The sequence below is a fragment of the Zobellia barbeyronii genome (assembly GCF_018603515.1).
Classification (GTDB): Bacteria; Bacteroidota; Bacteroidia; order Flavobacteriales; family Flavobacteriaceae; genus Zobellia; species Zobellia barbeyronii.
On sequence record NZ_JACATN010000003.1, the window covers coordinates 468,640 to 492,160 of the forward strand.

At 36.9% G+C, this 23,521-nt stretch carries 21 protein-coding genes; 14 read left to right on the top strand and 7 right to left on the bottom strand.

Annotation, left to right across the window (positions count from 1 at the left end; all coding sequences use genetic code 11):
- The first annotated feature begins 30 nt into the window (after nucleotides 1-30).
- From HW347_RS10550 to HW347_RS10600, 11 genes are all read left to right on the top strand, one after another.
- Nucleotides 31-990, top strand: a complete 960-nt coding sequence (locus tag HW347_RS10550) for a stage II sporulation protein M (RefSeq protein WP_155597412.1) — start codon at nucleotides 31-33, stop codon at nucleotides 988-990.
- Nucleotides 987-1,856 carry a hypothetical protein gene (locus HW347_RS10555; RefSeq protein WP_214611840.1) on the top strand — a complete coding sequence of 290 codons (870 nt, stop codon included), beginning with the start codon at nucleotides 987-989 and terminating at the stop codon, nucleotides 1,854-1,856. Before HW347_RS10550 ends, HW347_RS10555 begins: the two co-directional genes overlap by 4 nt.
- Before the next feature lie 2 nt (nucleotides 1,857-1,858).
- Nucleotides 1,859-2,599 carry a DUF4129 domain-containing protein gene (locus HW347_RS10560; protein WP_214611841.1) on the top strand — a complete coding sequence of 247 codons (741 nt, stop codon included), beginning with the start codon at nucleotides 1,859-1,861 and terminating at the stop codon, nucleotides 2,597-2,599.
- Nucleotides 2,592-3,809 carry a DUF4350 domain-containing protein gene (locus tag HW347_RS10565; protein WP_214611842.1) on the top strand — a complete coding sequence of 406 codons (1,218 nt, stop codon included), beginning with the start codon at nucleotides 2,592-2,594 and terminating at the stop codon, nucleotides 3,807-3,809. The genes HW347_RS10560 and HW347_RS10565 overlap by 8 nt, the downstream gene beginning before the upstream one ends.
- Nucleotides 3,799-4,797 (top strand): AAA family ATPase, encoded by a 999-nt coding sequence (locus tag HW347_RS10570; RefSeq protein ID WP_214611843.1) that lies wholly within the window; start codon nucleotides 3,799-3,801, stop codon nucleotides 4,795-4,797. Before HW347_RS10565 ends, HW347_RS10570 begins: the two co-directional genes overlap by 11 nt.
- A gap of 2 nt (nucleotides 4,798-4,799) precedes the next feature.
- Nucleotides 4,800-6,131: a DUF58 domain-containing protein gene (locus HW347_RS10575; protein WP_214611844.1), complete on the top strand. Its 1,332-nt coding sequence runs from the start codon at nucleotides 4,800-4,802 to the stop codon at nucleotides 6,129-6,131.
- 297 nt (nucleotides 6,132-6,428) lie between these two features.
- Nucleotides 6,429-6,962 (top strand): hypothetical protein, encoded by a 534-nt coding sequence (locus HW347_RS10580; RefSeq protein ID WP_214611845.1) that lies wholly within the window; start codon nucleotides 6,429-6,431, stop codon nucleotides 6,960-6,962.
- 166 nt (nucleotides 6,963-7,128) lie between these two features.
- The gene (locus HW347_RS10585) at nucleotides 7,129-8,148 is read left to right on the top strand and encodes a DUF3500 domain-containing protein (protein WP_214611846.1); all 1,020 of its coding nucleotides are present in this window, start codon (nucleotides 7,129-7,131) and stop codon (nucleotides 8,146-8,148) included.
- 15 nt (nucleotides 8,149-8,163) lie between these two features.
- Nucleotides 8,164-8,679, top strand: coding sequence for a DinB family protein (locus HW347_RS10590; protein WP_214611847.1), 516 nt, complete (start codon nucleotides 8,164-8,166; stop codon nucleotides 8,677-8,679).
- A 104-nt stretch (nucleotides 8,680-8,783) separates the two neighbouring features.
- The gene (locus tag HW347_RS10595; RefSeq protein ID WP_214611848.1) at nucleotides 8,784-9,017 is read left to right on the top strand and encodes a putative signal transducing protein; all 234 of its coding nucleotides are present in this window, start codon (nucleotides 8,784-8,786) and stop codon (nucleotides 9,015-9,017) included.
- A 70-nt stretch (nucleotides 9,018-9,087) separates the two neighbouring features.
- Nucleotides 9,088-12,498: a HEAT repeat domain-containing protein gene (locus tag HW347_RS10600; RefSeq protein ID WP_214611849.1), complete on the top strand. Its 3,411-nt coding sequence runs from the start codon at nucleotides 9,088-9,090 to the stop codon at nucleotides 12,496-12,498.
- Between the two features lie 62 nt (nucleotides 12,499-12,560).
- On the opposite strand, the gene HW347_RS10605 is transcribed toward HW347_RS10600, so the two are convergent.
- Both HW347_RS10605 and mnmA read right to left on the bottom strand, forming a co-directional pair.
- A complete protein-coding gene (locus tag HW347_RS10605; protein WP_214611850.1) occupies nucleotides 12,561-13,502 on the bottom strand; it encodes an NAD(P)H-dependent flavin oxidoreductase in 942 nt (313 codons plus the stop codon).
- Between the two features lie 27 nt (nucleotides 13,503-13,529).
- On the bottom strand, nucleotides 13,530-14,720 hold the full coding sequence (gene mnmA / locus HW347_RS10610; protein ID WP_214611851.1) for a tRNA 2-thiouridine(34) synthase MnmA: 1,191 nt from the start codon (nucleotides 14,718-14,720) through the stop codon (nucleotides 13,530-13,532).
- 224 nt (nucleotides 14,721-14,944) lie between these two features.
- Here mnmA and HW347_RS10615 point away from each other — a divergent pair, with 224 nt between their 5' ends.
- Nucleotides 14,945-16,306 carry a fasciclin domain-containing protein gene (locus HW347_RS10615; protein ID WP_214611852.1) on the top strand — a complete coding sequence of 454 codons (1,362 nt, stop codon included), beginning with the start codon at nucleotides 14,945-14,947 and terminating at the stop codon, nucleotides 16,304-16,306.
- A gap of 396 nt (nucleotides 16,307-16,702) precedes the next feature.
- Here the strand turns inward: HW347_RS10615 and yidC are convergent, their stop codons facing one another.
- The 3 genes from yidC to HW347_RS10630 form a co-directional block, all read right to left on the bottom strand.
- On the bottom strand, nucleotides 16,703-18,556 hold the full coding sequence (gene yidC, locus HW347_RS10620; RefSeq protein WP_214611853.1) for a membrane protein insertase YidC: 1,854 nt from the start codon (nucleotides 18,554-18,556) through the stop codon (nucleotides 16,703-16,705).
- A gap of 119 nt (nucleotides 18,557-18,675) precedes the next feature.
- Nucleotides 18,676-20,292, bottom strand: a complete 1,617-nt coding sequence (locus HW347_RS10625; protein ID WP_214611854.1) for a CTP synthase — start codon at nucleotides 20,290-20,292, stop codon at nucleotides 18,676-18,678.
- Between the two features lie 58 nt (nucleotides 20,293-20,350).
- Complete coding sequence (locus tag HW347_RS10630; protein ID WP_155597427.1) at nucleotides 20,351-20,584, bottom strand: DUF3820 family protein; 234 nt, start codon at nucleotides 20,582-20,584, stop codon at nucleotides 20,351-20,353.
- A 50-nt stretch (nucleotides 20,585-20,634) separates the two neighbouring features.
- Here HW347_RS10630 and HW347_RS10635 point away from each other — a divergent pair, with 50 nt between their 5' ends.
- Entirely contained in the window at nucleotides 20,635-21,504 is an 870-nt protein-coding gene (locus HW347_RS10635; protein WP_214611855.1) for a hydroxypyruvate isomerase family protein, read from the top strand.
- 484 nt (nucleotides 21,505-21,988) lie between these two features.
- On the top strand, nucleotides 21,989-22,519 hold the full coding sequence (locus tag HW347_RS10640) for a hypothetical protein (RefSeq protein ID WP_214611856.1): 531 nt from the start codon (nucleotides 21,989-21,991) through the stop codon (nucleotides 22,517-22,519).
- A 57-nt stretch (nucleotides 22,520-22,576) separates the two neighbouring features.
- On the opposite strand, the gene HW347_RS10645 is transcribed toward HW347_RS10640, so the two are convergent.
- Nucleotides 22,577-23,104, bottom strand: a complete 528-nt coding sequence (locus HW347_RS10645; RefSeq protein WP_225901895.1) for a DUF922 domain-containing protein — start codon at nucleotides 23,102-23,104, stop codon at nucleotides 22,577-22,579.
- Nucleotides 23,092-23,496 carry an OsmC family protein gene (locus HW347_RS10650; protein WP_214611857.1) on the bottom strand — a complete coding sequence of 135 codons (405 nt, stop codon included), beginning with the start codon at nucleotides 23,494-23,496 and terminating at the stop codon, nucleotides 23,092-23,094. The genes HW347_RS10645 and HW347_RS10650 overlap by 13 nt, the downstream gene beginning before the upstream one ends.
- Between the last annotated feature and the right edge of the window lie 25 nt (nucleotides 23,497-23,521).

Below are 23,521 nucleotides of genomic sequence, written 5' to 3' on the forward strand. Positions count from 1 at the left end.
TTTCGTTTCTTTGGTATAAACCAAGAGTTGATGCGCGAGGCCGCCTTTGTAAAGCAAAATAAAGACAAATGGGCTACTTTTGAAAATGCCCTGTCGAATAAAACGGCTTTGACCCCTGATAAATTGTCCGATCTCTATATTGAAATCACGGACCATCTTAGCTACGCCAAGACCTTTTACGCAGGCAGCAATACGGAGTTTTATCTCAACACCTTAGCCTCACAAGCCCACCAAAAAATCTACAAAACCAAGCGAGAACCCAAGAACCGTATTCTGGAATTCTGGAAAACGGAATTCCCAACGATGTTCTACCATCACCAACGTGAATTGCTGATTGCCTTTCTTGTATTCTTTTTCTTTAGCTTAGTAGGTGCTTTTTCAGCCGCTAACGAAGGTACGTTTGTTCGCTCAATTTTAGGTGATAGTTATGTAAATATGACCCTAGAAAATATTGAAAAAGGAGACCCCATGGCCGTTTATAAACAGATGGGAGAATTCAATATGTTCTTAGGCATTACCATTAACAATATTCGTGTAGCATTAATGGCATTCGCATATGGCATTTTATTGGGCATAGGAACATTATTTGTCATGATGCAGAATGGAATAATGCTTGGTAGCTTCCAATACTTCTTTTACGACAAAGGTTTGCTTTGGGAATCTGTAAGAACCATATGGATTCACGGTACCATAGAAATAGCTGTTATTATAATTGCTGGTTGCGCAGGACTCGTACTTGCCAATGGCATTCTATTTCCAGGCACGTACACCAGATTAGAATCTTTTAAAAGAGGCGTTCAAAACGGTTTGAAAATTATGCTCAGTACGGTACCCTTTTTTATTATTGCCGGCTTCTTAGAAGGTTTTGTTACCCGTCATACAGAAATGCCGGACGCATTGGCCATTCTCATTATTTTAGCCTCTCTGGCACTAATTCTTTTTTACTACGTTATATATCCTAAACGACTCAACAAAAGACCAACCCCATGAAACAGTTTATAGAGTTTAAGAAACAACGGGAAATGAGCCAGATCCTATCCGACACCTTTGGCTTTTTACGCAACGAATTCAAATCATTTTTTGGCGTATTTTTTAAGATAATAGCGCCCTACTTGGCAGTTATGCTTATTAGTTACGGCTTTTATATGTTCCAAATAGGGGATATGATGAACCTTACCATGACCGGTTCAACCTCAATAATAAATGGTTTTGCAACTTTTATAGTAGTTCTGGTATTTATAATTGCTACCGTAACTACCTATGTTATGTCACAGGCCACTACCTTATTTTATATTAAATCTTACATAAAACATAATGGTAACATAGATTTTATTGAAATCAAACAAAATGTATATGGCTCATTCTGGAAGTTTATAGGTCTAGGTTTTTTAGTAGCCATCTGCGTAGGTTGTGGTTTTCTTTTCTGTATTATTCCAGGTATTTATCTATATGTTCCACTTGTGCTATCATTTAGTATTTTGGCTTTTGACGGTAAGAGTGTTTCGGATGCTTTTAGTGCTAGTTTTAGTTTAGTCAAGGAGTATTGGTGGATAACTTTTGCTTCTCTTTTTGTGGTAGGCATCATCGTAATGGTTTCCAGTTATGCTTTTGCCTTACCAGCTACTATTTATACCTATGCCAAAATGGGAATCCTCTCTGGAGAAATAGACGCTGAGAATTTTACGGTAGCAGACCCTATTTCTATTGTGTTAGGTATTATTAGTACGCTTGCCCAATTTCTACTGAATATTATATCTGTTGTTGCCAGCGTTTTAATTTATTTTGATTTAAACGAAAAGAAGAACTTTACAGGTACTTACGAACGCATAAAAAATCTTGGAGGAACCGACGAATAAATATGCGGAAACTGCATTTCTTCTTATGGCTAAGCCTATGTTGCGCGGGGTTTTTAACTGCACAGAAAGACTCTTTAGGGATTGCCTATGATACGGTTGCGCTTAAAACGAAAACTATAAGCGACTCTGATCTAAGCAAATTTTACGAAGACAATGCTTTTAAATATGAGGTTATAGAAGCCGAGCGCACTTGGTGGGATGACTTTAAAAGTTATTTAAGCAATTTAATCTTACGCATTTTAGAAGGTATTTTTGGAGTAGAAGAGGCATCAGGTATTTTGGCTACATTCTTACGTCTGGCACCGTATTTACTTTTAGGCATCCTCATTTATATTCTTATTCGATTTTTTCTGAACATTAACGCCAGTGCTCTACGACAGGCCAAAAGTAATAAGGCTCTAGTTTCATTATCCGAAGAAGAACATATTATAAAAAATGAAAACATTCAAGACCTCATTCAAAAAGCACTTGCTAAAAACGACTTCCGTTTAGCGGTTCGTTATTCTTATTTGCAAGTTCTAAAACTACTTAGTGAGAAAGAACTCATTTCTTGGGAATCACAAAAAACGAATGACGATTATATAAAAGAAATTTCAAAGACAGAGCTCCAAAATCCATTCATCAACATAACTCGTTTATATGATTTTACTTGGTATGGAGATTTCCATATCACAGAAATAGAGTATTCAAAAGCAAAGAAAACCTTTCTATCCATAGAAAAAATCATACGCACAAATGGATAAGAAAGGACTAAAATATATAATCATAGCCGTAGCTACTGTAGCATTGTTGATGGTTATGCAATACAACCGGCCCAAAGAAATAAACTGGACCAATTCCTACGTGGCCAAACATAAGATACCCTATGGCACTTTTGTCTTAAACGATGTTATGGAACATCTTTTCGATAAAAAAATAAAACAAGTAAACATTACGCCTTTTGAGTTTCTAAAAGCTAATGAAGAAGCATCAGGAACTTATTTTTTCTTAAACGATAATATTAATTTTGGTGATGCAGAACTACTTTCTCTTTTAGATTGGGTAGATAAGGGAAATACCCTTTTTATTGCTTCAGAAAATTATGAAGAGAAACTTCTGGACACTCTTAAACTAAATACCGCTACTCTTTTTAGCGGGTTAGAAAACATACGGTCCCATAAACATAGATTGGTTAACCCCTTGCTAGATTCAGAAGACGGTTACGTTTTCAAGAAAGAAGATTATGTAACGTATTTTATGAAATACGGAACAGATTCTATGACTATTTTGGGAACTGTAGCCAATATAGAGAAGAACAAAAAGAAGGATGAAGAAGTAAACAACGTAATCAAAAGGTCATTTGGCAAAGGAGAGATCATTCTAAGTACTTTCCCTAAAGCATTTACAAATTATTTCATTTTAAAAGATAACAATAAGCAGTATACTGCAGGGGTCCTGTCTTATTTAGACGACTCCCGCACCATTTATATGGATAACCACCATAAAAGCGGAAAAGCCGTTTACACTTCACCTATGTATGTCTTTCTAAATACCAAGGAGTTCAAATGGGCCTATTATCTTGCTTTGATTGGCGTGGTTATTTATGTCTTTTTTGAAGGAAAGCGCAAGCAAAGGGCCATACCGGTGATTATTCCACTTAAAAATCAGACACTGGCATTTACCCGTACCATTGCAGATATGTATTTTGAAAAAGGTGAAAGAAAACAAATTACCGAACATAAAATTGCTCATTTCTTAGAATACATCCGTTCCCGTTTTTACATGAGCACCCTAAAAAGAGATGATTCGTTCTATACCAATTTAGCTATGCGCAGCAATCATAGTAAGGAAGAAATAAAAGCACTTTTTTCACTTTTAGAACAATTGGAAGCAAAAGATAATTTGACCGACATTGAGTTGCAAAAACTGAATTCGGCCATAGAAAATTTTAAAAAGAAATCACATGGAAAATAATGAGATGCAAAATGAAGAACTCAACTTCAACAATCGTATTCCGTTAGAAGATTTAAAGAATGCCGTTGATGGAATAAAAAGAGAACTTTCAAAAGTCATCATAGGACAAGAGAATTTCATAGAACTTCTCATTGTCTCTCTATTAGTTGATGGACATGTACTTATTGAAGGTGTGCCTGGTATAGCCAAAACTATTACCGCAAAACTTTTTGCAAAAACATTGAAGACAGATTTTAGTCGAATTCAGTTTACACCGGATTTAATGCCTAGCGATATCCTTGGTACTTCCATTTTTAACGTAAAGACGTCTGAATTTGAATATAAAAAAGGTCCTATTTTTTCTAATATTATTCTGATTGATGAAATAAACAGGGCTCCAGCAAAGACACAGGCGGCCATGTTCGAAACCATGGAGGAACGCCAAGTAACTATGGACGGAACCACCTATAAAATGAAAGCACCGTTTATGGTATTGGCTACACAAAACCCTATTGACCAAGAAGGGACTTATGCCCTACCCGAAGCGCAACTAGACCGATTCTTATTTAAAATTAAAGTGGAATACCCTTCACTAGAGGAAGAAGTTTTAATTATTAAGACTCACCATGAACGCAAAGGCGCTATAGTAAAAGAACTTATAAACGGGGTATTGACACCGGAACAATTAGCTGGTTTTAAAGCGAACATTCAAGAAGTTATCGTTGAAGAGAAGATTATAAAATACATTGCAGAGATTATTTCAAAAACAAGAAACCATCCGCATCTTTATTTGGGAGGTTCCCCTAGAGCTTCCATTGCCACATTAAATGCTGCAAAAGCCTTTGCTGCAATTAGTGGACGAGATTTTGTTACCCCAGAAGACATTAAAAAAACATTGGTACCAGTTCTTAACCACAGGGTAATTTTAACTCCTGAACGTGAGATGGAGGGCATGACCACAGAAAGCGTAATCCAAATGATAACAGAGTCGGTAGAAATCCCGAGATAAGAATGCAATTTTTAAAATCGTTCTACATACACAACGTTTTCTTTAGGTATATAGCTATACTATCAGCTAGCTTTATACTCAGCTATTGGATACCCGTGCTCTACCCTATTGCATGGCTTCTGAGCTTACTTTTAATTGCGCTCTTCTTATTTGATGCGTATTTATTATATACCGCTAAAACAGGTATAAAAGCATCCAGGATATTACCAAAAAAATTATCCAATAGTGATTTAAATCCTATTTTAATAAAGTTTGAAAGTCACTATACATTCCTGACACAGGTTTCAATTATTGATGAGCTACCCGCTCAATTTCAAAAGCGCGATTTTGAACATAAAATCAGTTTATCAAAAGGAGAAAAGAAAGAATTTAAATACACGGTTAGACCTGTTGACCGTGGAGAATATGTTTTTGGAAACTTAAATGTTTTTGCCTCATCACCTTTAAAAATAATTATAAGAAAGTTCGTTTTTCAGAAAGACCAGATGGTCCCGGTGTACCCGAGCATCATCCAAATGCAGCAGTACGATTTTTTAGCTATCAATAATAAACTTACCCAAATAGGTCTTAAAAAAATACGTCGTATTGGACACACCCAAGAATTTGAACAGATAAAAGAATATGTTCAAGGAGATGATTTTAGGACTGTTAACTGGAAGGCTACTGCCAAACAGAACCAATTAATGGTTAACCAATACCAAGATGAACGCTCACAGCCTATTTATTCTATTATTGATACAGGCCGTGTAATGAAAATGCCTTTTAACGGACTTAAATTATTGGATTACGCCATTAATTCCGCTTTGGCTTTTTCTAATGTCGCCTTAAAACGAAACGACAAAACGGGCATGATTGCATTCTCTAAAAAAATTGAATCCTTTGTTCCCGCCATTCAAAAAATTACCCATTTAAATACCATTTTAGAAAAGCTTTATAATATTAATACCCAGTTTACCGATGCAGATTATGGCATGCTCTATGCCCATATAAAAAGGAACGTAAACCAAAGAAGTTTACTTCTACTCTATACCAACTTTGAACATATATCTGCTTTAAAAAGACAGCTTCCTTTCTTAAGTGCAATTGCCAAAAAGCATGTGCTGGTGGTCATATTCTTTGAGAACACAGAATTGGACACTCTAATTTCTAAAGATGCCCATGACATTCAAACCATCTACCACAAAACAATAGCTGAAAAATTTACGCTAGAAAAACGTTTAATGCAGAAAGAACTTCAGAAATATGGTATTCAGACCATCTTAACCAAGCCAGAGAACTTAACCATGAATACCATCAATAAGTACCTAGAAATCAAGGCTCGGGGACTTCTTTAACTATATTCTGTAAACACAATTTTCTACCACAACGAATAAAGTCGAAAAAAGTTGTTAACAAGTTATCACCAACGTCCATGTTGATAACTTTAAAATGATTTTATAATCAATTCGCAACCCTAATAGTCACAAGTGATAGGCAATAAAATGTGGGTTTAATAACCCCCATTTTTAGCTCTATCCTCGTTTAACCGCCCAAAAATTTCGTCATAATTCTGTAAATTGCAGTCCCCAGTAGGTATGCAAACATACCGCCCCTTTAAAATCTATTTACGAACCAAACCTAAGAGAACAGGAATGAAGAGAACATCTCCTTTAGTTGCTAAAACGTCCCCGACATTTTTCAATTTTTTACGGTCCAAGCCAAAATATAGATTTCGTCTTGTAGATTTTAAGAACAAAGACTACAAAACAGATTTACTTTTATCTCAGACCAGATGTGATTTAGAAATTTCACCAAAGGGGATTATGGTAGCGGGTAACTTTAATAATCATGAAAGTATAATCCCTCTATTAAAGAATGAAATAGAGTCTATTAGTTTAGTTAGGGGCAAAGAAACTATAGATACCTTCTATCTTTCTCCAATGCATATTCTAATAAAAATGGGCATACCAAGCCGCGTTGCTCGTTTATTTAAGGTCTACCCATCAGAATATAAAATTTCCGAGACTCAGGTTATTATTAAATGCGAAGAATACCAGCTTAAATTAATTACCGACGGTACTAATTTTGAAACTTTATTACGCACTTTTACGAAGTCTGGATATTCAGAAGAACTAAATCTTATGCGTAAACCTTCTTTAAACCTCTTAAGCTACAGCGTATATTAATTGCAGGATTTCTATTCCTGTTAATTAACCATCAAATCTATTATTTAGAAGTACTCTTTTTTATACTGAGGTCAATTGTGGTTGGTGATCTTATAGCTAGTTAATTTAGCAACAGTTTATTACATTTAATGCTTACTAGTACTCTACGCTATAAGAAACTAAAGTAATGAGACTTAAAGAACTGTTATTATTACCTTTCTGCATTTTATTTTTTGCAATAGGTCACACTCAAGAATTACATACTCTAGCCCAAGATTTTCTCAGTACTATGGATGCAGGTCTTCTAAAAGAAGCTCAGTTCCAACTTAACGATGATGAACGTTTCAATTTTAATTATGTGCCGATCCAAAGAAAAGGACCAACTTTTAATAATTTTAATGAGAAGCAAAAAGAAGCTGCAACCAACTTATTAAAAGCCTCTCTTAGCCAAGAAGGTTTCCGTAAAGCATCAGAAATCATGGCGCTAGAAAATATATTAGCTGTTCTAGAAAATAACAAAAAGAAGATGCCAGATGGAACTCCTATGAGAGACGCCCTAAACTATCACTTTTCTATTTTTGGCAAACCCGCTGCAGGAGAATTTTGGGGCTGGCGTTTTGAAGGCCATCATGTGTCTTTAAATTTCATTGCCTCAGAAGATACTATGATATCTGCCACACCTTCTTTTATAGGCTCTAATCCCGGTGTAGTTCCTAGTGGAAAATCACAAGGAAAACAAGTGCTAAAAAAAGAGACTGAAATAGGTTTTGAACTTCTGAACTCGCTCTCTAAAGAACAACTTACCAAAGCGGTATTTTCTAATGAGGCCCCTTATGAAATATTTACAAAAAACAACAGAACCGTATCTAACTTAGAACCCAACGGAATTCTATTTTCTGATCTATCAGAAGAACAAAAAGCAATCTTTCAAAAACTCTTGAATCTCTATTTAAATAACTACAAAGCTGAATTTTCAAAATCGCTCAAAACTAAAATTGAAGAAGCAGATTTCAATAAGCTTTCTTTTGCTTGGGCAGGCAGCTTAAAGCCTGGCCAAGGACATTATTATCATATTCAAGGGCCTACCATTTTAATTGAGTATGATAACACACAAAACAATGCCAACCACGTGCATACCGTAGTTCGCGATTTAACCAATGATTTTGGCCAGGATATTTTAAAGGAACATTACAACCACAGTCATTAAACTAGGACAAAACCCATGCAAGACCCTAAACCTGAAGTCTGGCTCCGCGGACCTATTCCAGAAATTCCATTGCTATTGCAACCTGCTGCACATGCTCTATTACAATCTTCGGAGGAAATAGAGCGCTATTTGCTTGATTTTCCGGAGGACAAATTATGGACCAAAATTGCTGGAAGAGCTTCAGTTGGGTTTCACTTACAGCATATTACCGGAGTGCTAGACCGCATGATGACTTATTCTAAATCTGAAAACCTATCAGAATTGCAATTCAACTACCTCTCTCAAGAAGGAAAGCCGAATGAACAACTCCATACAAAAGACCTTATCATCAACTTTCAAAATAAAACCGAACAAGCATTATCGTTTTTTAAAAACCTAACAGAAAATACTTTAAAAGAAGAGCGTACGGTAGGAAGAAAAAAACTTCCGTCAACAACTTTGGGTCTTCTATTTCATGCCGCAGAACACAGCCAGCGCCATGTAGGTCAACTATTAGTTACAGTAAGTGTTCTGACCTATTCTGAAAACTAGAAATTATTTTCTCTCATCAGATTTATAGGATCAAAAATTAACGTTTTATGAGGTCTTCCACATGTAATAACACGCTAACTTTATATTGTTATAAAAATGAAGTTATGAAATCAAATGAAGTTAAAATTTACTCAGGAAACCGCTTTACAGCTCAACGTATAGAAGAAAAATTAAACGAAGTTGGTATTAGTCCAATTATCAAGGACGCCTCTGAATCTGCCCGTCTAGCAGGGTTTGCTGCCAATATTAATGGCGAGTTGGACATTCATGTGCGTGAGGACGAAAAGGACAAAGCAATGATTATAGTAAGGGCCATATCCGCACAACAAAAAGATTAAAAGCTTGTCGTTTACTGTATTCAGAATTGCCTATTTTTATTGGCTACTTACCAATGAATACAAAACAACAATGACAAACAAAACCAAACTCACCCGTTTATTAGCGTTATCGCTTCTCACCACACTATTTTGCGCTTGCGAGTCCAAGCCTAAAAAACCAAAGGAAACCCCGTTGGTTATTGTAGAAGACTCCCTTACGGAAGTAAGTAGAGCTCAAGAAATACGAGAAGGAATAAGCCCTAAAATTGCAGATGGCTTAGAATTGACGCTATGGGCTTCAGATTCTTTAGCCCCAGATCCTATTGCCATGCAAATTGATGATGAGGGCAAAGTTTACCTCACACGTACCAATCGGCAAAAAAACTCAGAATTTGATATCCGAGGGCATCAAGATTGGATGACATCTTCCATTTCATTGCAATCCGTTGAAGACAGGCGCAAATTCCTTCACGATACTTTTGCTCCCGAAAAGAGCGAAGAAAACGAATGGCTCCCAGACCTTAACGATGACGGCAGTCACGATTGGAAAGACCTTACTGTAGAAAAAGATGAAATTTGGATGCTGGAAGACAGCAACAATAACGGAATTGCAGATAAATCAACCAGAATTCTAGAAGATTTCAATGAAGAAATTACCGATGTTGCCGGAGCACTTTTAGTACGTGAAAATGATGTATTTGTTGGTGTAGGCCCAGATATGTGGCGTTTGACAGATACCAATGATGATTTAATTCTAGACGAAAAAACATCAATTGCTCATGGATTTGCTGTACATATTGGATTTGCAGCTCACGGAATGTCCGGAGCCATTGAAGGTCCTGATGGTAAAATATATTGGGGTATTGGAGACATTGGCGCTAACCTTACCACTGTTGATGGCCAGAACTTAAAATACCCAAACCAAGGGGTTATTGTACGTTCCAATCCTAATGGAAGCAATTTTGAAGTATTTGCCAGAGGATTAAGAAACACCCATGAATTTGTTTTTGATGCCTACGGAAATATTATTTCTTCCGATAATGATGGTGACCATGCAGGAGAAAGCGAAAGACTTGTTCACTTAGTGGAAGGTTCCGATTCAGGTTGGCGTTCTAACTGGCAGTATGGTAAATACACAGACCCAAAAAACAACGATTATAAAGTATGGATGGATGAAAAGCTATTCACTCCCCGCTGGGAAGGCCAAGCCGCATACATAGTACCTCCTATTAAAAATTTCCATAACGGCCCAACCGGAATGACTTTTAACCCTGGTACTGCTTTAGGTAAGGATTGGCTCAACAAGTTCTTTTTGGTAGAATTTGTGGGCAACCCTGACCGATCTAACATTTGGGCTTTTGATTTAAAACCTAAAGGAGCTTCTTTTGAGCTAAATACAGACAAAAGTATCTTAAGTGGTGTTCTACCTACTGGAATTCAATTTGGTCCGGATGGCGCCATGTACGTTGCCGATTGGATTACCGGATGGGGTACTAAAAACTATGGTCGCGTATGGAAGCTAGATGTAAGCGATTCCAAAAACGACCTTGAGAAAGAACGAAAAGAAACCGAACGTCTAATGACCTTGGACTATAAAGAACAGTCCACAGATGAGTTGGTAAAATTACTTTCTTATGGAGATATGCGTATTAGAAAGAAAGCTCAGTTTCAGTTGGTGAAAAATGGCTCTAAAGGCTATCAAGAACTTAAAGAAGTGGCCGCTAATAATGCAAATCAATTTGCACGTATCCACGCTATTTGGGGTATTGGTCAGGTTGCAGATAAAGATACTTCGGAAGCGGAGCCACTTGTGGCACTATTAGCTGATAGCGACCCTGAGATTATCGCTCAGTCCGCTAAAATTTTAGGAGATGCAAATTATATTGATGCAGGAACAAAATTAATTCCTCTTTTAAAGCATGACAATTCGCGTGTAAAATTCTTTGCCGCTCAAGCTTTGGGTAGATTTAAAACCGAAGCTGCCGTTGAGCCTTTATTAGACTTTATCGTAGCAAACAATGACGAAGATGTTTATTTGAGACACGCCGCAGTTTTAGCGTTATCTAGAATTGGCAAAACTGAATCTATTACCACTCTAGCGCACAACCCCAACCGAAGCTTGCGAATAGCCGCAGTTCTAGTTTTACGTAGACTTCAAGATCCTGCAGTTGCAGAATTTTTAAAAGACGAGGATGAGTATATTGTAACCGAAGCCGCCAGAGCTATTAATGATGATTGGTCTATTGACGCTGCACTTCCTGCGCTTGCAGATATGTTAACCGTAGAAAAATTTAATTCAGAACCTTTGTTGCGTAGGGCTATTAATGCAGCACTTCGTGTGGGAACTGATAAAGAATTAGAAAATCTTATCGCTTTTGCCAAAGATAAAAATAGGTCTAATATACTAAGAGGTGAAGCTTTAGCCACTATTGGTACATGGGCAGAACCATCTGTACTTGATAGAGTTGATGGCCGTTTTCGTGGTGAAATACAAAGAGACCCTAATGTTGTAAAACAGAAAATTGAAAAAGATATTCCAGATTTTCTTGAGGACACAGATGTTGACATTATTATAGGTATCACCAACACCTTAGCCAACTTAGGAATCGATACACATAACGATGCTCTTTTTGCTATCATGAAGAAGAACAACTCGCCAAAAGTAAGGTCTGAGGTTTTGAAAGCATTAGGAAAACTAAATTTTGATAAGGTTGAAACTGCCATGCAGTATGGTATGAAAGACGGAGATAAAGATGTGCGTACCACAGCTATTAGCCTAATGCCGAAAATGGACATATCCAAGGAGAACCTCCCTAACATCATCAAACCTATTTTCCAAAAGGGATCAGTTCGTGAGCAACAACAATTGTTAAGTGTTTTAGGTGAACTTCCTGTTGAGAAAAGTGGCGAAGTTTTAGAAGGATTAATAAAACAAGCTAGCGAAGAGCACTTAAAGCAAAGTGTTATCCTAGACCTTATTGAAGCAGTTGAAGCAACCAAAGATGAAAACCTAATTGCACAACTAAAACCTTTAAAGGAAAATGGTAACTCTATGGATGCCTTTAAAGAAACTCTAGTAGGCGGAAATTACAGAGACGGTAGAAATGTTTTCAATAAAAATCCAACTGCCCAGTGTACCCGATGCCATGCTATTGGCAGCGCAGGTGGTGACGTAGGACCATCTCTGGAAAATATTGGAAATATTTTAAGTAGAGAACAAATCCTTGAAGCACTTATTGAGCCTAGCGCAAGATTGGCTCCAGGTTATGGTAGCGTTTCACTTACCCTGAAAGATGGACAAGTAGTAAATGGTATTCTTGAGGCCGAAACTCACGAGGAACTTACCTTAAGAACTTCTGAGGCAGAGCCTTTGGATATACCCATATCACGGATTGAGAAACGAGAGAATATGCCATCGGCTATGCCGCCAATGGGTCGTTTGATCTCAAAAAGAGAATTGCGAAATTTGATAGAATATCTTGCTAGTCTTAAAGAAGGATAGACAGAAACCAACAAAAAAGCCCTCCATAATGGAGGGCTTTTTTATTTTATATCATTTGTAAATTATAAAGAAGCAACTTTCTTCTTTGCAACTTCAAATTCTGTCATCATATCATTTACAATACTTGCTGCTGGCTTAATGGTATGAATAAGCGATGCTACTTGACCAATCTCAAGCTCACCCTCTTCCATATCACCTTCAAAAATACCTCGCTTGGCACGAGCTCTTCCCAATAAAGAAATCAAGTCTTCTTTTGAAGCACCATTAGCGTATGCATTCTGAATATCTTGATAAAACTTGTTCTTGATAAGCCGTACAGGAGCCAATTCTTTTAAAACAAGTTGGGTATCACCTTCACCTGATTCTATTACTTTTTGTTTAAATAGCTGATGTGAAGAAGCTTCATCACTAGCCACAAAACGACTACCTACTTGCACTCCATCCGCACCTAAAATCATTGTGGCAAGCATTGCTGCACCGGTTGCTATACCGCCTGCGGCAATTATAGGAATAGTTACTTTTTCCTTCACGGCAGGAATTAAAGTAAGCGTAGTAGTTTCATCTCGTCCATTATGTCCTCCAGCTTCAAAACCTTCCGCAACTATAGCATCCACACCAGCCTCTTGAGACTTTAGGGCAAACTTTAAGCTACTGACTACATGAACTACCGTGATGCCTTTTTCCTGTAAATAAGAAGTCCATGTTTTTGGATTTCCTGCAGAAGTAAAAACAATTTTAACTCCCAGCTCTACAATTATTTCCATCAACTTATCCAAATCAGGATAAAGCATGGGTACGTTTACTCCAAAGGGTTTATCGGTTGCTTGCTGACATTTTTGAATATGCTCGCGCAATACTTGCGGATACATACTACCTGCACCAATCAATCCCAAGCCTCCTGCATTGGAGACAGCAGAAGCTAAGCGCCAACCGCTGGTCCATATCATACCTGCTTGAACAATAGGATATTTTATTCCGAAGAGCTCTGTTATTCTATTTTGCATGGATTGAATATATTGAAAAACTACCTATTAGGAAATTACACCAGAGCCAATAAGTTCATCGCCAAGATACCATGCAGCAAACTGACCTTCCGTTATAGCCGATTGTTTTTCCTCAAAATCAACATACAATCCACCAGCAACTTTATAAATAGTAGCTTTTTGCAATGACTGGCGATATCTAATACGTGCCATTACTTCAAGAGTTTCATCTTCCTTCAACGCTAAATCCCTCCGTACCCAATGCAACTCCTCATCCGTAATAAAAAGCGTTCTTCGGTACAAACCTGGATGCGATTTACCCTGCCCCGTATAGATTACATTTTCATTAACATCAGTATCAATAACGAACAACGGTTCTTTGGTACCTCCTACATCAAGTCCTTTTCGTTGCCCTTTGGTAAAATAATGAGCTCCCTGGTGGTCACCTACTACTTTACCATCTTCAACATGATAGACTGGTTTTTCAGCGTAAAAAGATAACTCTGCTTGCTTATTTTCAAATTGAGGCAATTCTTTATGATATTGAGAAACATCAGAAGGGACCTCAACAATTACTCCTTTTTTAGGTTTTAACTTCTGCTGAAGAAATTCAGGCAAACGTACTTTTCCAATAAAACAAAGCCCCTGAGAATCCTTTTTATCTGCGGTAATTAAATCATTATCTGCAGCAATTTGGCGTACTTCTGGTTTATTCAAATGCCCGATTGGGAACAACGTTTTTGATAATTGCTCCTGTGAAAGCTGACAAAGAAAATACGACTGATCCTTGTTATCATCCTTACCCGCTAAAAGCTGATAAGTTTCAGAACCATCATCATTCTTAATCGTTCCTTTTCTACAATAGTGACCCGTTGCTACGTAATCTGCACCCAATTGCAAAGCAATGTCCATAAAAACATCAAACTTGATTTCGCGATTACAGAGCACATCAGGATTAGGGGTACGTCCTCTTTCATATTCCGCGAACATATAATCTACAATACGTTCTTTATACTGAACACTTAAATCTACGGTCTGGAAAGGTATACCCAACTTCTCGGCCACAATTAGAGCATCATTACTATCTTCTAACCACGGGCACTCTTCCGAAATAGTTACCGAGTCATCATGCCAATTCTTCATAAACAAGCCTATTACCTCATACCCTTGCTCTTTTAAAAGGTATGCGGTCACACTTGAATCCACTCCTCCTGAGAGGCCTACAACTACTTTTTTCATGCTCAATAATAAGATTGCAAAATTAGTCAATAAACACGGATTGTACCTTTTCAAATACAATTTTAGCATTTCCTTAAAACCAAAAGTGTTCAACTTTTTTACAAAAGAGTTAAACAAAATGATATTTTTATTATAAATTGCCACAGATTTAAATTAGAAAAGTGGCCTAGAATGATTCCATTTTCCGTTCTACCCATTAAATATGAACAATTAATATATGTATTATGATTCTCAACAATTTTAAAGGTATTTTACCCCTAGCCCTAGCTTCTATCTTTTTTGTGTCATGTAGTGATGATGACAATGCACCAGAAATTCCAATGGAAACTGAGACCGACATTGTAGATATCGCTATTACCGATTCTAACTTATCCATATTAGTAGAAGCCCTTGACGAAGCTGATTTGGTTTCTACACTACAAGGAACTGGTCCTTTTACTGTATTCGCTCCTACTAATACTGCTTTTCAAGCTTTTCTAACTGAAAATAATTTTGCTTCGTTAGACGACATTCCTCAAGAAACCTTAAAGCAAGTATTATTAAATCATGTTGTTAGTGGCAACGTAAAAGCCGCAGATTTAGAAACTACATATTATAGCTCATCTTCCACAGCTGGTGTTGATGGAAAAAACTTAAGTTTATATGTAAACACTACAGAAGGTGTAACTATTAATGGTTCTGCTGTATCTACCGCAGATATTGAAGCTTCTAACGGAACTATTCATGTTGTGGACAAGGTAATAGGTTTACCAAATGTAGTTAATCATGCTACCTATAATAGCGCTTTTACTTCATTGGTGGGCGCATTAACAACGGATGGCAATACAGTTTTTACCGATTTACTAAGTGATGCCGAACAGAAGTTTACTGTGTTCGCTCCTACTAACGATGCATTTACTGCATTTGAAAATCCTAATGAAAACGAATTGAACAACATTCTTGCTAATCACGTAATTGCAGGAGCAGCTTTAGCAGCAGGCGATTTAAGTAATAGCTATGCCAATACAGCAGCTGCAAACGTAGATGGTGATAACTTAAGTATATATGTAAACACTGACGATGGTGTAACATTAAATGGTGTTAGCAAAGTTATTATTGCAGATGTGGTAACAACTAACGGTATCATACATGCAGTAGATACGGTAATTGACTTACCTACTGTTGTTACATTTGCTACTGCTGACAGTGAAAACTTTTCATCTTTAGTTGGAGCTCTTACTTCAGAAGGACAACCTGATTTTGTATCTATTTTAAGTTCGACAACTGAAAATAACCCTTTTACAGTTTTTGCCCCAGTAAATAGTGCTTTTGCAGCATTAGCAGAAGTGCCTGCCGGGGAAGACTTAACTGCGGTTCTTACACATCATGTAATTGCTGAAGCCAATATTGTTTCTGGAGATTTAAGTGACGGATTGGTTTCTCCTGCAACATTACAAGGTGATGCGTTGACATTTACTGCTTCTGATGAAACTTTTGTTATCACAGATGGAGCCGGAAATACAGGAATTGCAATTGTAAAAGCTGATGTTCAAGCTATAAACGGAATAATTCATGCTATAGATACTGTACTTATTCCGAGTAACTAGCAAGAATAAATTAAAAACATATTGCTCACACAAAAGGCCGCTAAATTTAGCGGCCTTTTTCTTTTTTTGTATTGATAACAAATAATTGATTTTTAACAGTATACGGTAAAACCGTATGAAATAAGCAAAGCATTTTAACGAATTTAAATTATGTATTTACTGTATACAAATTCAAATTTCACAATGCTTTATTGAAAGTAATAATTACCAAACAACATAGCTGTGCAAGTTAGCATACAAAAAAGAGCACTTGACAACTCTCTTTTTTTTTAAGCTTGGTTTATCTGCATCTTTACAATCCCAAATCTTACCAAACCAACCTAACTAATGCAAAAAACCCTGACAGATATCTGTCAGGGTTTTTATTTACATTAAACTCTATATAATTTAGACTTTTTATTTCTTGTCTATTTTCTTCTGATTTTCAGCCTGCTCCATCATCTCACGCATCTTTTTCTGGAACTTATTCTCTTTCTTAGGCTTTTTCTTATTCTCCTGTATCTGCGCATGAATTTTCTTGTCGTCCAAGATAAAATTCTTGATTACCAACATAATACCAATAGTAATCATGTTAGATACAAAGTAGTACAAACTAAGTCCACTAGCATAGTTGTTAAAGAAAAACAACATCATTAGAGGCATTAGGTACATGATAAATTTCATATTAGGCATACCTGGTTGTTGTGGCATATTCTGACCTGTAGTCATCGTCATATAAAAGAATATAGCGATAGAAGCCAAAATTGGAAATAAACTTACGTGATCTCCATAATATGGAATATGAAATGGCAAGTTAGCAACAACATCATACGATGATAAATCATCTGCCCATAAAAATGGTTTCTGACGCAATGCGAAAGAAGTTGGAAAGAACATGAACAATGCATAGAAAATAGGCATCTGCAGTACAGCAGGAATACAGCCACTCATGGGGCTCACACCAGCTTTACCATAAAGCTTCATAGTTTCTTGCTGCTTTTTCATGGCATTATCCTTATACTTCTCTCCCAATTCTGCTATTTCAGGTTTTAGAACCTTCATTTTAGCTTGAGATAAGTACGACTTATAAGTTACAGGAGACATTGCCAATCTAACCAAAACGGTCATAGCCACAATAGCCCAACCAAATGGTAAGACAGAACTTAAAAAGGAATAGAAAGGATTAAATAAATAACGGTTTAACCAACCGAAAATACCCCATCCAAAAGGAATAGAATCATCAAGACCCAACTCTTTATATTGGCTCAATACCTTTATATCCGTAGGACCATAATACCAGTGCATATTTTGCGCCACTTCACCTCCTGTTAATTCCAAAGGCATTGTTGCACCAAACAATTTGGTAAATTTGGTATCTTTACTTTCTTCTTCAACTAAATTCTTAGAAGTAAGCTCTGCAGTCTTAAAGTTAGTTTTGCCAACTAACATAGAACTAAAAAAGTGTTGTCTGTACGATAACCACTTTACATCTTCTTCTTTTTCATCATCATCACTAGCCAGCGATAGGTAGCTAATCTTACCATCTTCATGGCTATAAGTCAGCTCCGTGTATTTGTTCTCGTACTCTACACTTTTATTGTGACGTATACCTTTTAGGTCCCATTCTAAATCTACAGGTCTACTACTGTCTATAATACCACTAAGTCCTTGCGAACGTATAGTAAAATCTACAAGGTATTCCCCTTCTTTCATTTCATAACGGTACTCAAAAAAATTGTTCGGACCCGCTTTGGCTTTCATTGAAAGAACCTTACTCCCATTATTTTCGGTTAAAGAAGGCTCAAAATAAAGATCTTTAGTATTTAAAACTCTATTATCAGAAGTAGTAAAGTTTACACCAAAAGAAGCATTTCCATCATGCACTAAGTACACAGGAATAGAATCATACGTATGATATTGTTTCATACGTGCCTCTACTATCTGACCACCTTTATTACTAATTTCAAGAGAAACTAGTTCGTTCTCTAGTTTAGTAATCTTATCGGATGGCTGCGTGAAACCAAAAGCACCTATTTTACCTTGATAATTAGCAACTGCAGTAGAATCTTGAAGATTAACTACTGGAGATTGTTCAACTTTTTCAGATGGTAAGACCTCTTTGCTTTCCTCTTTTACAACCTGCTCTTGTTTTGCTTTTTCAGCTGCTTGCTCTTCTGGAGTGGGCTGATTCTGATAAAACATAAATATCAATATTCCAAAAATCAGTACAAAACCGATTATAGAATTTATATCTACTTTCTTTTCTTCCATCTAAATAATTGTTATTAAACCGATTGCTTCAAAATCAAATCGGTCATGCACAGGGGTTTGGTTCAGTCAATTAGCAAATATATGTCCAATTGTACAGATTATGCCAGAATGGCATTAATTTATTGCTTTTTATGTTTAAGTGCTGCTTTAACAAACCCTACAAACAACGGATGCGGACTGTCTACCGTACTTTTGTATTCTGGGTGGTATTGAACACCAATAAACCAAGGATGCTCTGGTATTTCAACGATTTCAACAAGACCTGTTTCTTTATTTATACCCGTTGCTTTAAGACCTTTTGCTTCAAGTTTCTCTTTAAAATCACTATTAAATTCATAACGGTGACGGTGTCTTTCAGATATACTATCTGCACCTTTATAGATTTCTTTTGCCAAACTGCCATCTAGAAGTTCACAGTCCCATGCTCCTAATCTCATGGTACCTCCTTTATTGACAATGGTTTTCTGCTCTTCCATTAAATTAATAACAGGATTTGGCGTCTTTTCATCCATTTCCATAGAGTTGGCATCTTTTAAGCCCAACACATTACGTGAGTACTCAATTACTGCCATTTGCATACCCAAACAAATACCCAAAAACGGAATTTTGTTTTCGCGGGCATATTGCACAGCTCTAATCTTACCTTCTATACCTCGTTCACCAAAACCTGGCGCTACAAGAATACCATCTAAATCCTTCAACAATTTATCAAGACTTTTTCCAGGTAAATGTTCTGAGTGAATAGATTTTACGTTTACACGAACTTCATTAACTGCACCTGCGTGAATAAAAGATTCTAAAATAGACTTATATGAATCTTGAAGCTCAACATACTTACCTATAAGGCCAATGTTGATTTCGTTCTTAGGATTCTTATGCTTGTCCAAAAACTCTTTCCATTGGGTAAGGTCTGGTTCTACAACATCTGCCAATGCCAATTTTTTAAGCACCACAGTATCTAAACCTTCTTCTTGCATCAACAACGGAACGTCATAAATGGTAGAAGCATCAATAGATTGTATAACTGCTTCACGCCTTACATTACAGAAAAGCGCTAGTTTTTCTTTTATCTCATCAGAAATTTCATGCTCCGTACGACAAACAAGTACATCTGCCTTGATACCACTTTCCATTAAAGTTTTAACGGAGTGCTGCGTTGGTTTTGTTTTCAATTCGCCTGCAGCAGAAAGATAAGGTACAAGTGTCAAATGAATAACAATACCGTTATTATCACCAAGCTCCCATAGTAGTTGCCTTACGGCCTCTATATAAGGTAAGGATTCGATATCACCTACCGTACCCCCTATTTCAGTAATTACAATATCATACTCACCACTATTACCCAACAGTTGAACACGTCGTTTAATTTCATTGGTAATATGAGGTACTACCTGAACGGTCTTGCCCAAAAACTCCCCTCGGCGTTCTTTTTCAATTACGCTTTGATAAATACGTCCTGTAGTTACGTTGTTGGCCTGAGAAGTACGTACGTTCAAAAAACGTTCGTAATGCCCAAGGTCCAAATCGGTCTCTGCTCCATCGTCGGTCACATAGCATTCGCCATGTTCATACGGATTTAGCGTACCTGGATCCACGTTGATATACGGGTCTAATTTCTGAATCGTTGTCTTATAGCCACGTGCCTGTAGCAATTTGGCGAGTGATGCGGCTATAATGCCTTTCCCTAGAGAAGAAGTAACACCTCCCGTAACGAAAATATACTTTGTCTGCGACATATTGGTGTTCTTTGTTACGGGGCACAAAGATATAAATCCCCCTTGGAAATCATAGGCTTTACCTAGGAAAATCTTTTTGAATCCGATAAATTAACGGCTCTAGCCCATTTATCTTAATTTCTAGCATGGATTTGAGGAGAATTCCTAATTTTCCATCAGGAAAACCCTTCTGTTGATACCATATGAGATATGGCTCGGGAAGATTTACCAAATACTTGCCTTTATATTTTCCAAATGGCATTCTATAATGAGCCAATTCAATCAATTTTTGTTTATCCGGAGCTATGTTCATTATTAAATCTAAATATTTTATCTTTATTTCCGCCTAATAGCCAAAAAATTATGAAACGAAGAAAATTTATCGGTACATCTGCCGCCGCATCGGTTGGATTGGTGGCCTGCAAAACTACGAATGCCATGGCACCTTCTAATACAGAAAGCGTAAAATTAAAAGAAAATATTAACCATAGTGTTTGCCGTTGGTGTTACGGAAAGATTCCTTTGGAAGATTTCTTAAAAAGCCTGAACGAACTTGGTATCAAAGCTATGGATCTTACAGGTCCGGAAGAATGGCCTTTAATGAAAAAATATGGAATTCATTCCTCTATGTGCTGGGGAGCCGGTTTTGGAATTGAAAAAGGATGGAACGACCTTTCTCTACATGAAGAACTAATTGCAGATTATTCACAACACATTCCAAAAGTAGCTGCTGCTGGTTACACCAACCTTATCTGTTTTAGCGGAAACCGAAATGGTATGGACGATGCAGAAGGATTAAAAAACTGTGCAGAAGGACTTAAAAAAATTATGCCGATTGCAGAAAAACACGGTGTTGTTATACAAATGGAACTTTTAAACTCTAAAGTGAATCACCCAGATTATATGTGTGACACCACGCCTTGGGGTGTTGAACTTTGTAAAGCTATAGGTTCCGAAAACTTTAAATTGCTTTATGACATTTACCATATGCAAATTATGGAAGGTGATATTATTCGCAACATTCAAGACTACAACCAATATTTTGGTCATTACCATACAGGAGGAAACCCTGGTAGAAATGAAATTAATGACACACAAGAGCTTTTTTACCCTGCTATAATGAAGGCGATTCTAGCTACTGGCTATACTGGCTACGTTGCTCAAGAATTCATACCTACATGGGATGATAAAATTGCAGCCCTTAAAGAGGGTATCACCATTTGTGACATTTAAAACTTACTAACCTCCCTTCGGGGAGGTTTTTTTTTACCCCAATAATTTTTTCAAAAAATCTTCTTTTCTCTGCACCGCTACCTCTATATGAGAACCATTGTTCACAAATGCGCAATCTCCCTTACCTTTTACATATTTATCCAATCACGTCAATACAAACACATAATACCTTCATAGTTTGAGACTATGATTACCAAATATATCTTGATAAAAAGGAGGTCAGACCAACAAAATCGACAGTTATCAATATAAAACGAATACATTTTTGACTATAAACGGCACTGTACTGTGGAAACAACTTTCAACTAAAAAAAACTTTAATCAAAATTCCTTTACCTAGCTCTATACCAAATACATCCAAGCCATAAATTCAATTTTACAACAAACTAAAAAAGAGAAGCAGAAAGAATGTTATTTAAAATATGTGTGTATTTTTACCCCAGCATTATTTCTAAATAACGACTTTACACTAAACATTATTAAAATGAAAAAGACAATTACATTATTAGCAACATTTGCTTTCTTAGTACAGTTTGCTTCTGCCCAAGAGTTTGAAGTAGGCACAAATGCCATTAACGCCGGTATTGGTCTAGGAGGTTATTATGGAGGATACACTACATCTACTCAAAGTCCTGTTTTCAGTGCTAGTTACGAAAGAGGTGTTTGGGATGTTCCTGGTCCTGGTGTAGTAAGCCTAGGAGGTTACCTTGGTTATAAAAGATTCAGTTATGACAATGATTTTTTCGGTAATGATTACAGCTGGTCATATACAATCATAGGTGTTCGCGGAGCTTACCATTACACTGGATTAGATGTTGACAATCTTGACGTTTACGGTGGAGTTATGGCCTCTGTTAGACTTCTAGGTGGAGATGAATTTAGTGATTTAAACAGCAGACCAGGTGCTACCGCTTTCGTTGGTGGCCGTTGGTACTTTACGGATAACATTGCCGGTTTTGCAGAAGCTGGTTACGGGGTTGCCTTTTTAACTATAGGTGCTTCTTTCAGGTTTTAAGAAACTAAAATAATAATAAAAAGCCCTCTTAGAGTAGAACTCTAAGAGGGCTTTTTATTATTTAAGGGCTGTTTCAATCTGCCGGTTCCAAAGTATTTGCTTTTCCAAATCTTGAGAAAAATTGGTTTCCCTATCGTATTTATTTTGAAAATCATTCAACTCTTTTAGAATAGTCTTATAAATGACTTTCACTTCTGCCTTAGCATTCATCGTAAATTGAGCCTCAGAGAGCCGCTCCCGCATTTTTCTAGCGTAGATCTCGGATATATCAAAGTGTAATTGCTCATGGCTTAAAATGACTGAATCGCACACTTCTGGACGATACCATGATTTCCCAGGGATAAACTCACTCTGCACTACAAAATCTAAGTATGTCTGACCATCTTTCTTAAAAGAAGAGAATGAATAACTAACACCACTTGCGGTTGTAGCGGCGGCCCAATGGGTTTTAAAGTAAGTTCCTTTAAAATCTGACCATTGCAGCTTTCTATCTGCGCTCCAAATAATTGTTTCCTCTTCTTGAGAAGAAACAGTTCCAAACACACAAAGACAAAGCAAACAAAGACCGTATTTTAAAGTTCCCAATGGAATGTTATTACTTTTTCTATATCTGGATGCAAGCTGTAAAGTACAGGACACGTGTTAGCGGTATTCTCTAAAATCTTCCTTTCCTTATCGGAAGCGATAGAAGGCAGAATCAGTTTCGCTTCAATTTTAGATATTCTTCTTGGCTCAGTAGCCATGTGCTTTTTGATTTCAACAGTAGAGCCATCTAATTTCAAATCCAGCCCCTTGGCCTTAATTCCCATCATGGTAATCATACAACTTCCCAATCCGGTTGCCACAGTATCCGTAGGCGAAAAGGCTTGCCCTAGCCCATTATTATCTACAGGAGCATCTGTAATAAAAGTATCACCAGACCGCATATGTTCGCAGGTGGTTCTTAAATCTCCGTTGTAGGTTACTTTTGATGTCATACTAACTTAGGGTTTAGAATTAATA

What these genes read in the sequence shown, in the direction of transcription:
- HW347_RS10550 (WP_155597412.1), top strand. Translation starts at nt 31, where the DNA reads ATGCGCGAGGCCGCCTTTGTAAAGCAAAATAAAGACAAATGGGCTACT.
- HW347_RS10555 (WP_214611840.1), top strand. Translation starts at nt 987, where the DNA reads ATGAAACAGTTTATAGAGTTTAAGAAACAACGGGAAATGAGCCAGATC.
- HW347_RS10560 (WP_214611841.1), top strand. Translation starts at nt 1,859, where the DNA reads ATGCGGAAACTGCATTTCTTCTTATGGCTAAGCCTATGTTGCGCGGGG.
- HW347_RS10565 (WP_214611842.1), top strand. Translation starts at nt 2,592, where the DNA reads ATGGATAAGAAAGGACTAAAATATATAATCATAGCCGTAGCTACTGTA.
- HW347_RS10570 (WP_214611843.1), top strand. Translation starts at nt 3,799, where the DNA reads ATGGAAAATAATGAGATGCAAAATGAAGAACTCAACTTCAACAATCGT.
- HW347_RS10575 (WP_214611844.1), top strand. Translation starts at nt 4,800, where the DNA reads ATGCAATTTTTAAAATCGTTCTACATACACAACGTTTTCTTTAGGTAT.
- HW347_RS10580 (WP_214611845.1), top strand. Translation starts at nt 6,429, where the DNA reads ATGAAGAGAACATCTCCTTTAGTTGCTAAAACGTCCCCGACATTTTTC.
- HW347_RS10585 (WP_214611846.1), top strand. Translation starts at nt 7,129, where the DNA reads ATGAGACTTAAAGAACTGTTATTATTACCTTTCTGCATTTTATTTTTT.
- HW347_RS10590 (WP_214611847.1), top strand. Translation starts at nt 8,164, where the DNA reads ATGCAAGACCCTAAACCTGAAGTCTGGCTCCGCGGACCTATTCCAGAA.
- HW347_RS10595 (WP_214611848.1), top strand. Translation starts at nt 8,784, where the DNA reads ATGAAATCAAATGAAGTTAAAATTTACTCAGGAAACCGCTTTACAGCT.
- HW347_RS10600 (WP_214611849.1), top strand. Translation starts at nt 9,088, where the DNA reads ATGACAAACAAAACCAAACTCACCCGTTTATTAGCGTTATCGCTTCTC.
- HW347_RS10605 (WP_214611850.1), bottom strand. Translation starts at nt 13,502, where the DNA reads ATGCAAAATAGAATAACAGAGCTCTTCGGAATAAAATATCCTATTGTT.
- mnmA (WP_214611851.1), bottom strand. Translation starts at nt 14,720, where the DNA reads ATGAAAAAAGTAGTTGTAGGCCTCTCAGGAGGAGTGGATTCAAGTGTG.
- HW347_RS10615 (WP_214611852.1), top strand. Translation starts at nt 14,945, where the DNA reads ATGATTCTCAACAATTTTAAAGGTATTTTACCCCTAGCCCTAGCTTCT.
- yidC (WP_214611853.1), bottom strand. Translation starts at nt 18,556, where the DNA reads ATGGAAGAAAAGAAAGTAGATATAAATTCTATAATCGGTTTTGTACTG.
- HW347_RS10625 (WP_214611854.1), bottom strand. Translation starts at nt 20,292, where the DNA reads ATGTCGCAGACAAAGTATATTTTCGTTACGGGAGGTGTTACTTCTTCT.
- HW347_RS10630 (WP_155597427.1), bottom strand. Translation starts at nt 20,584, where the DNA reads ATGAACATAGCTCCGGATAAACAAAAATTGATTGAATTGGCTCATTAT.
- HW347_RS10635 (WP_214611855.1), top strand. Translation starts at nt 20,635, where the DNA reads ATGAAACGAAGAAAATTTATCGGTACATCTGCCGCCGCATCGGTTGGA.
- HW347_RS10640 (WP_214611856.1), top strand. Translation starts at nt 21,989, where the DNA reads ATGAAAAAGACAATTACATTATTAGCAACATTTGCTTTCTTAGTACAG.
- HW347_RS10650 (WP_214611857.1), bottom strand. Translation starts at nt 23,496, where the DNA reads ATGACATCAAAAGTAACCTACAACGGAGATTTAAGAACCACCTGCGAA.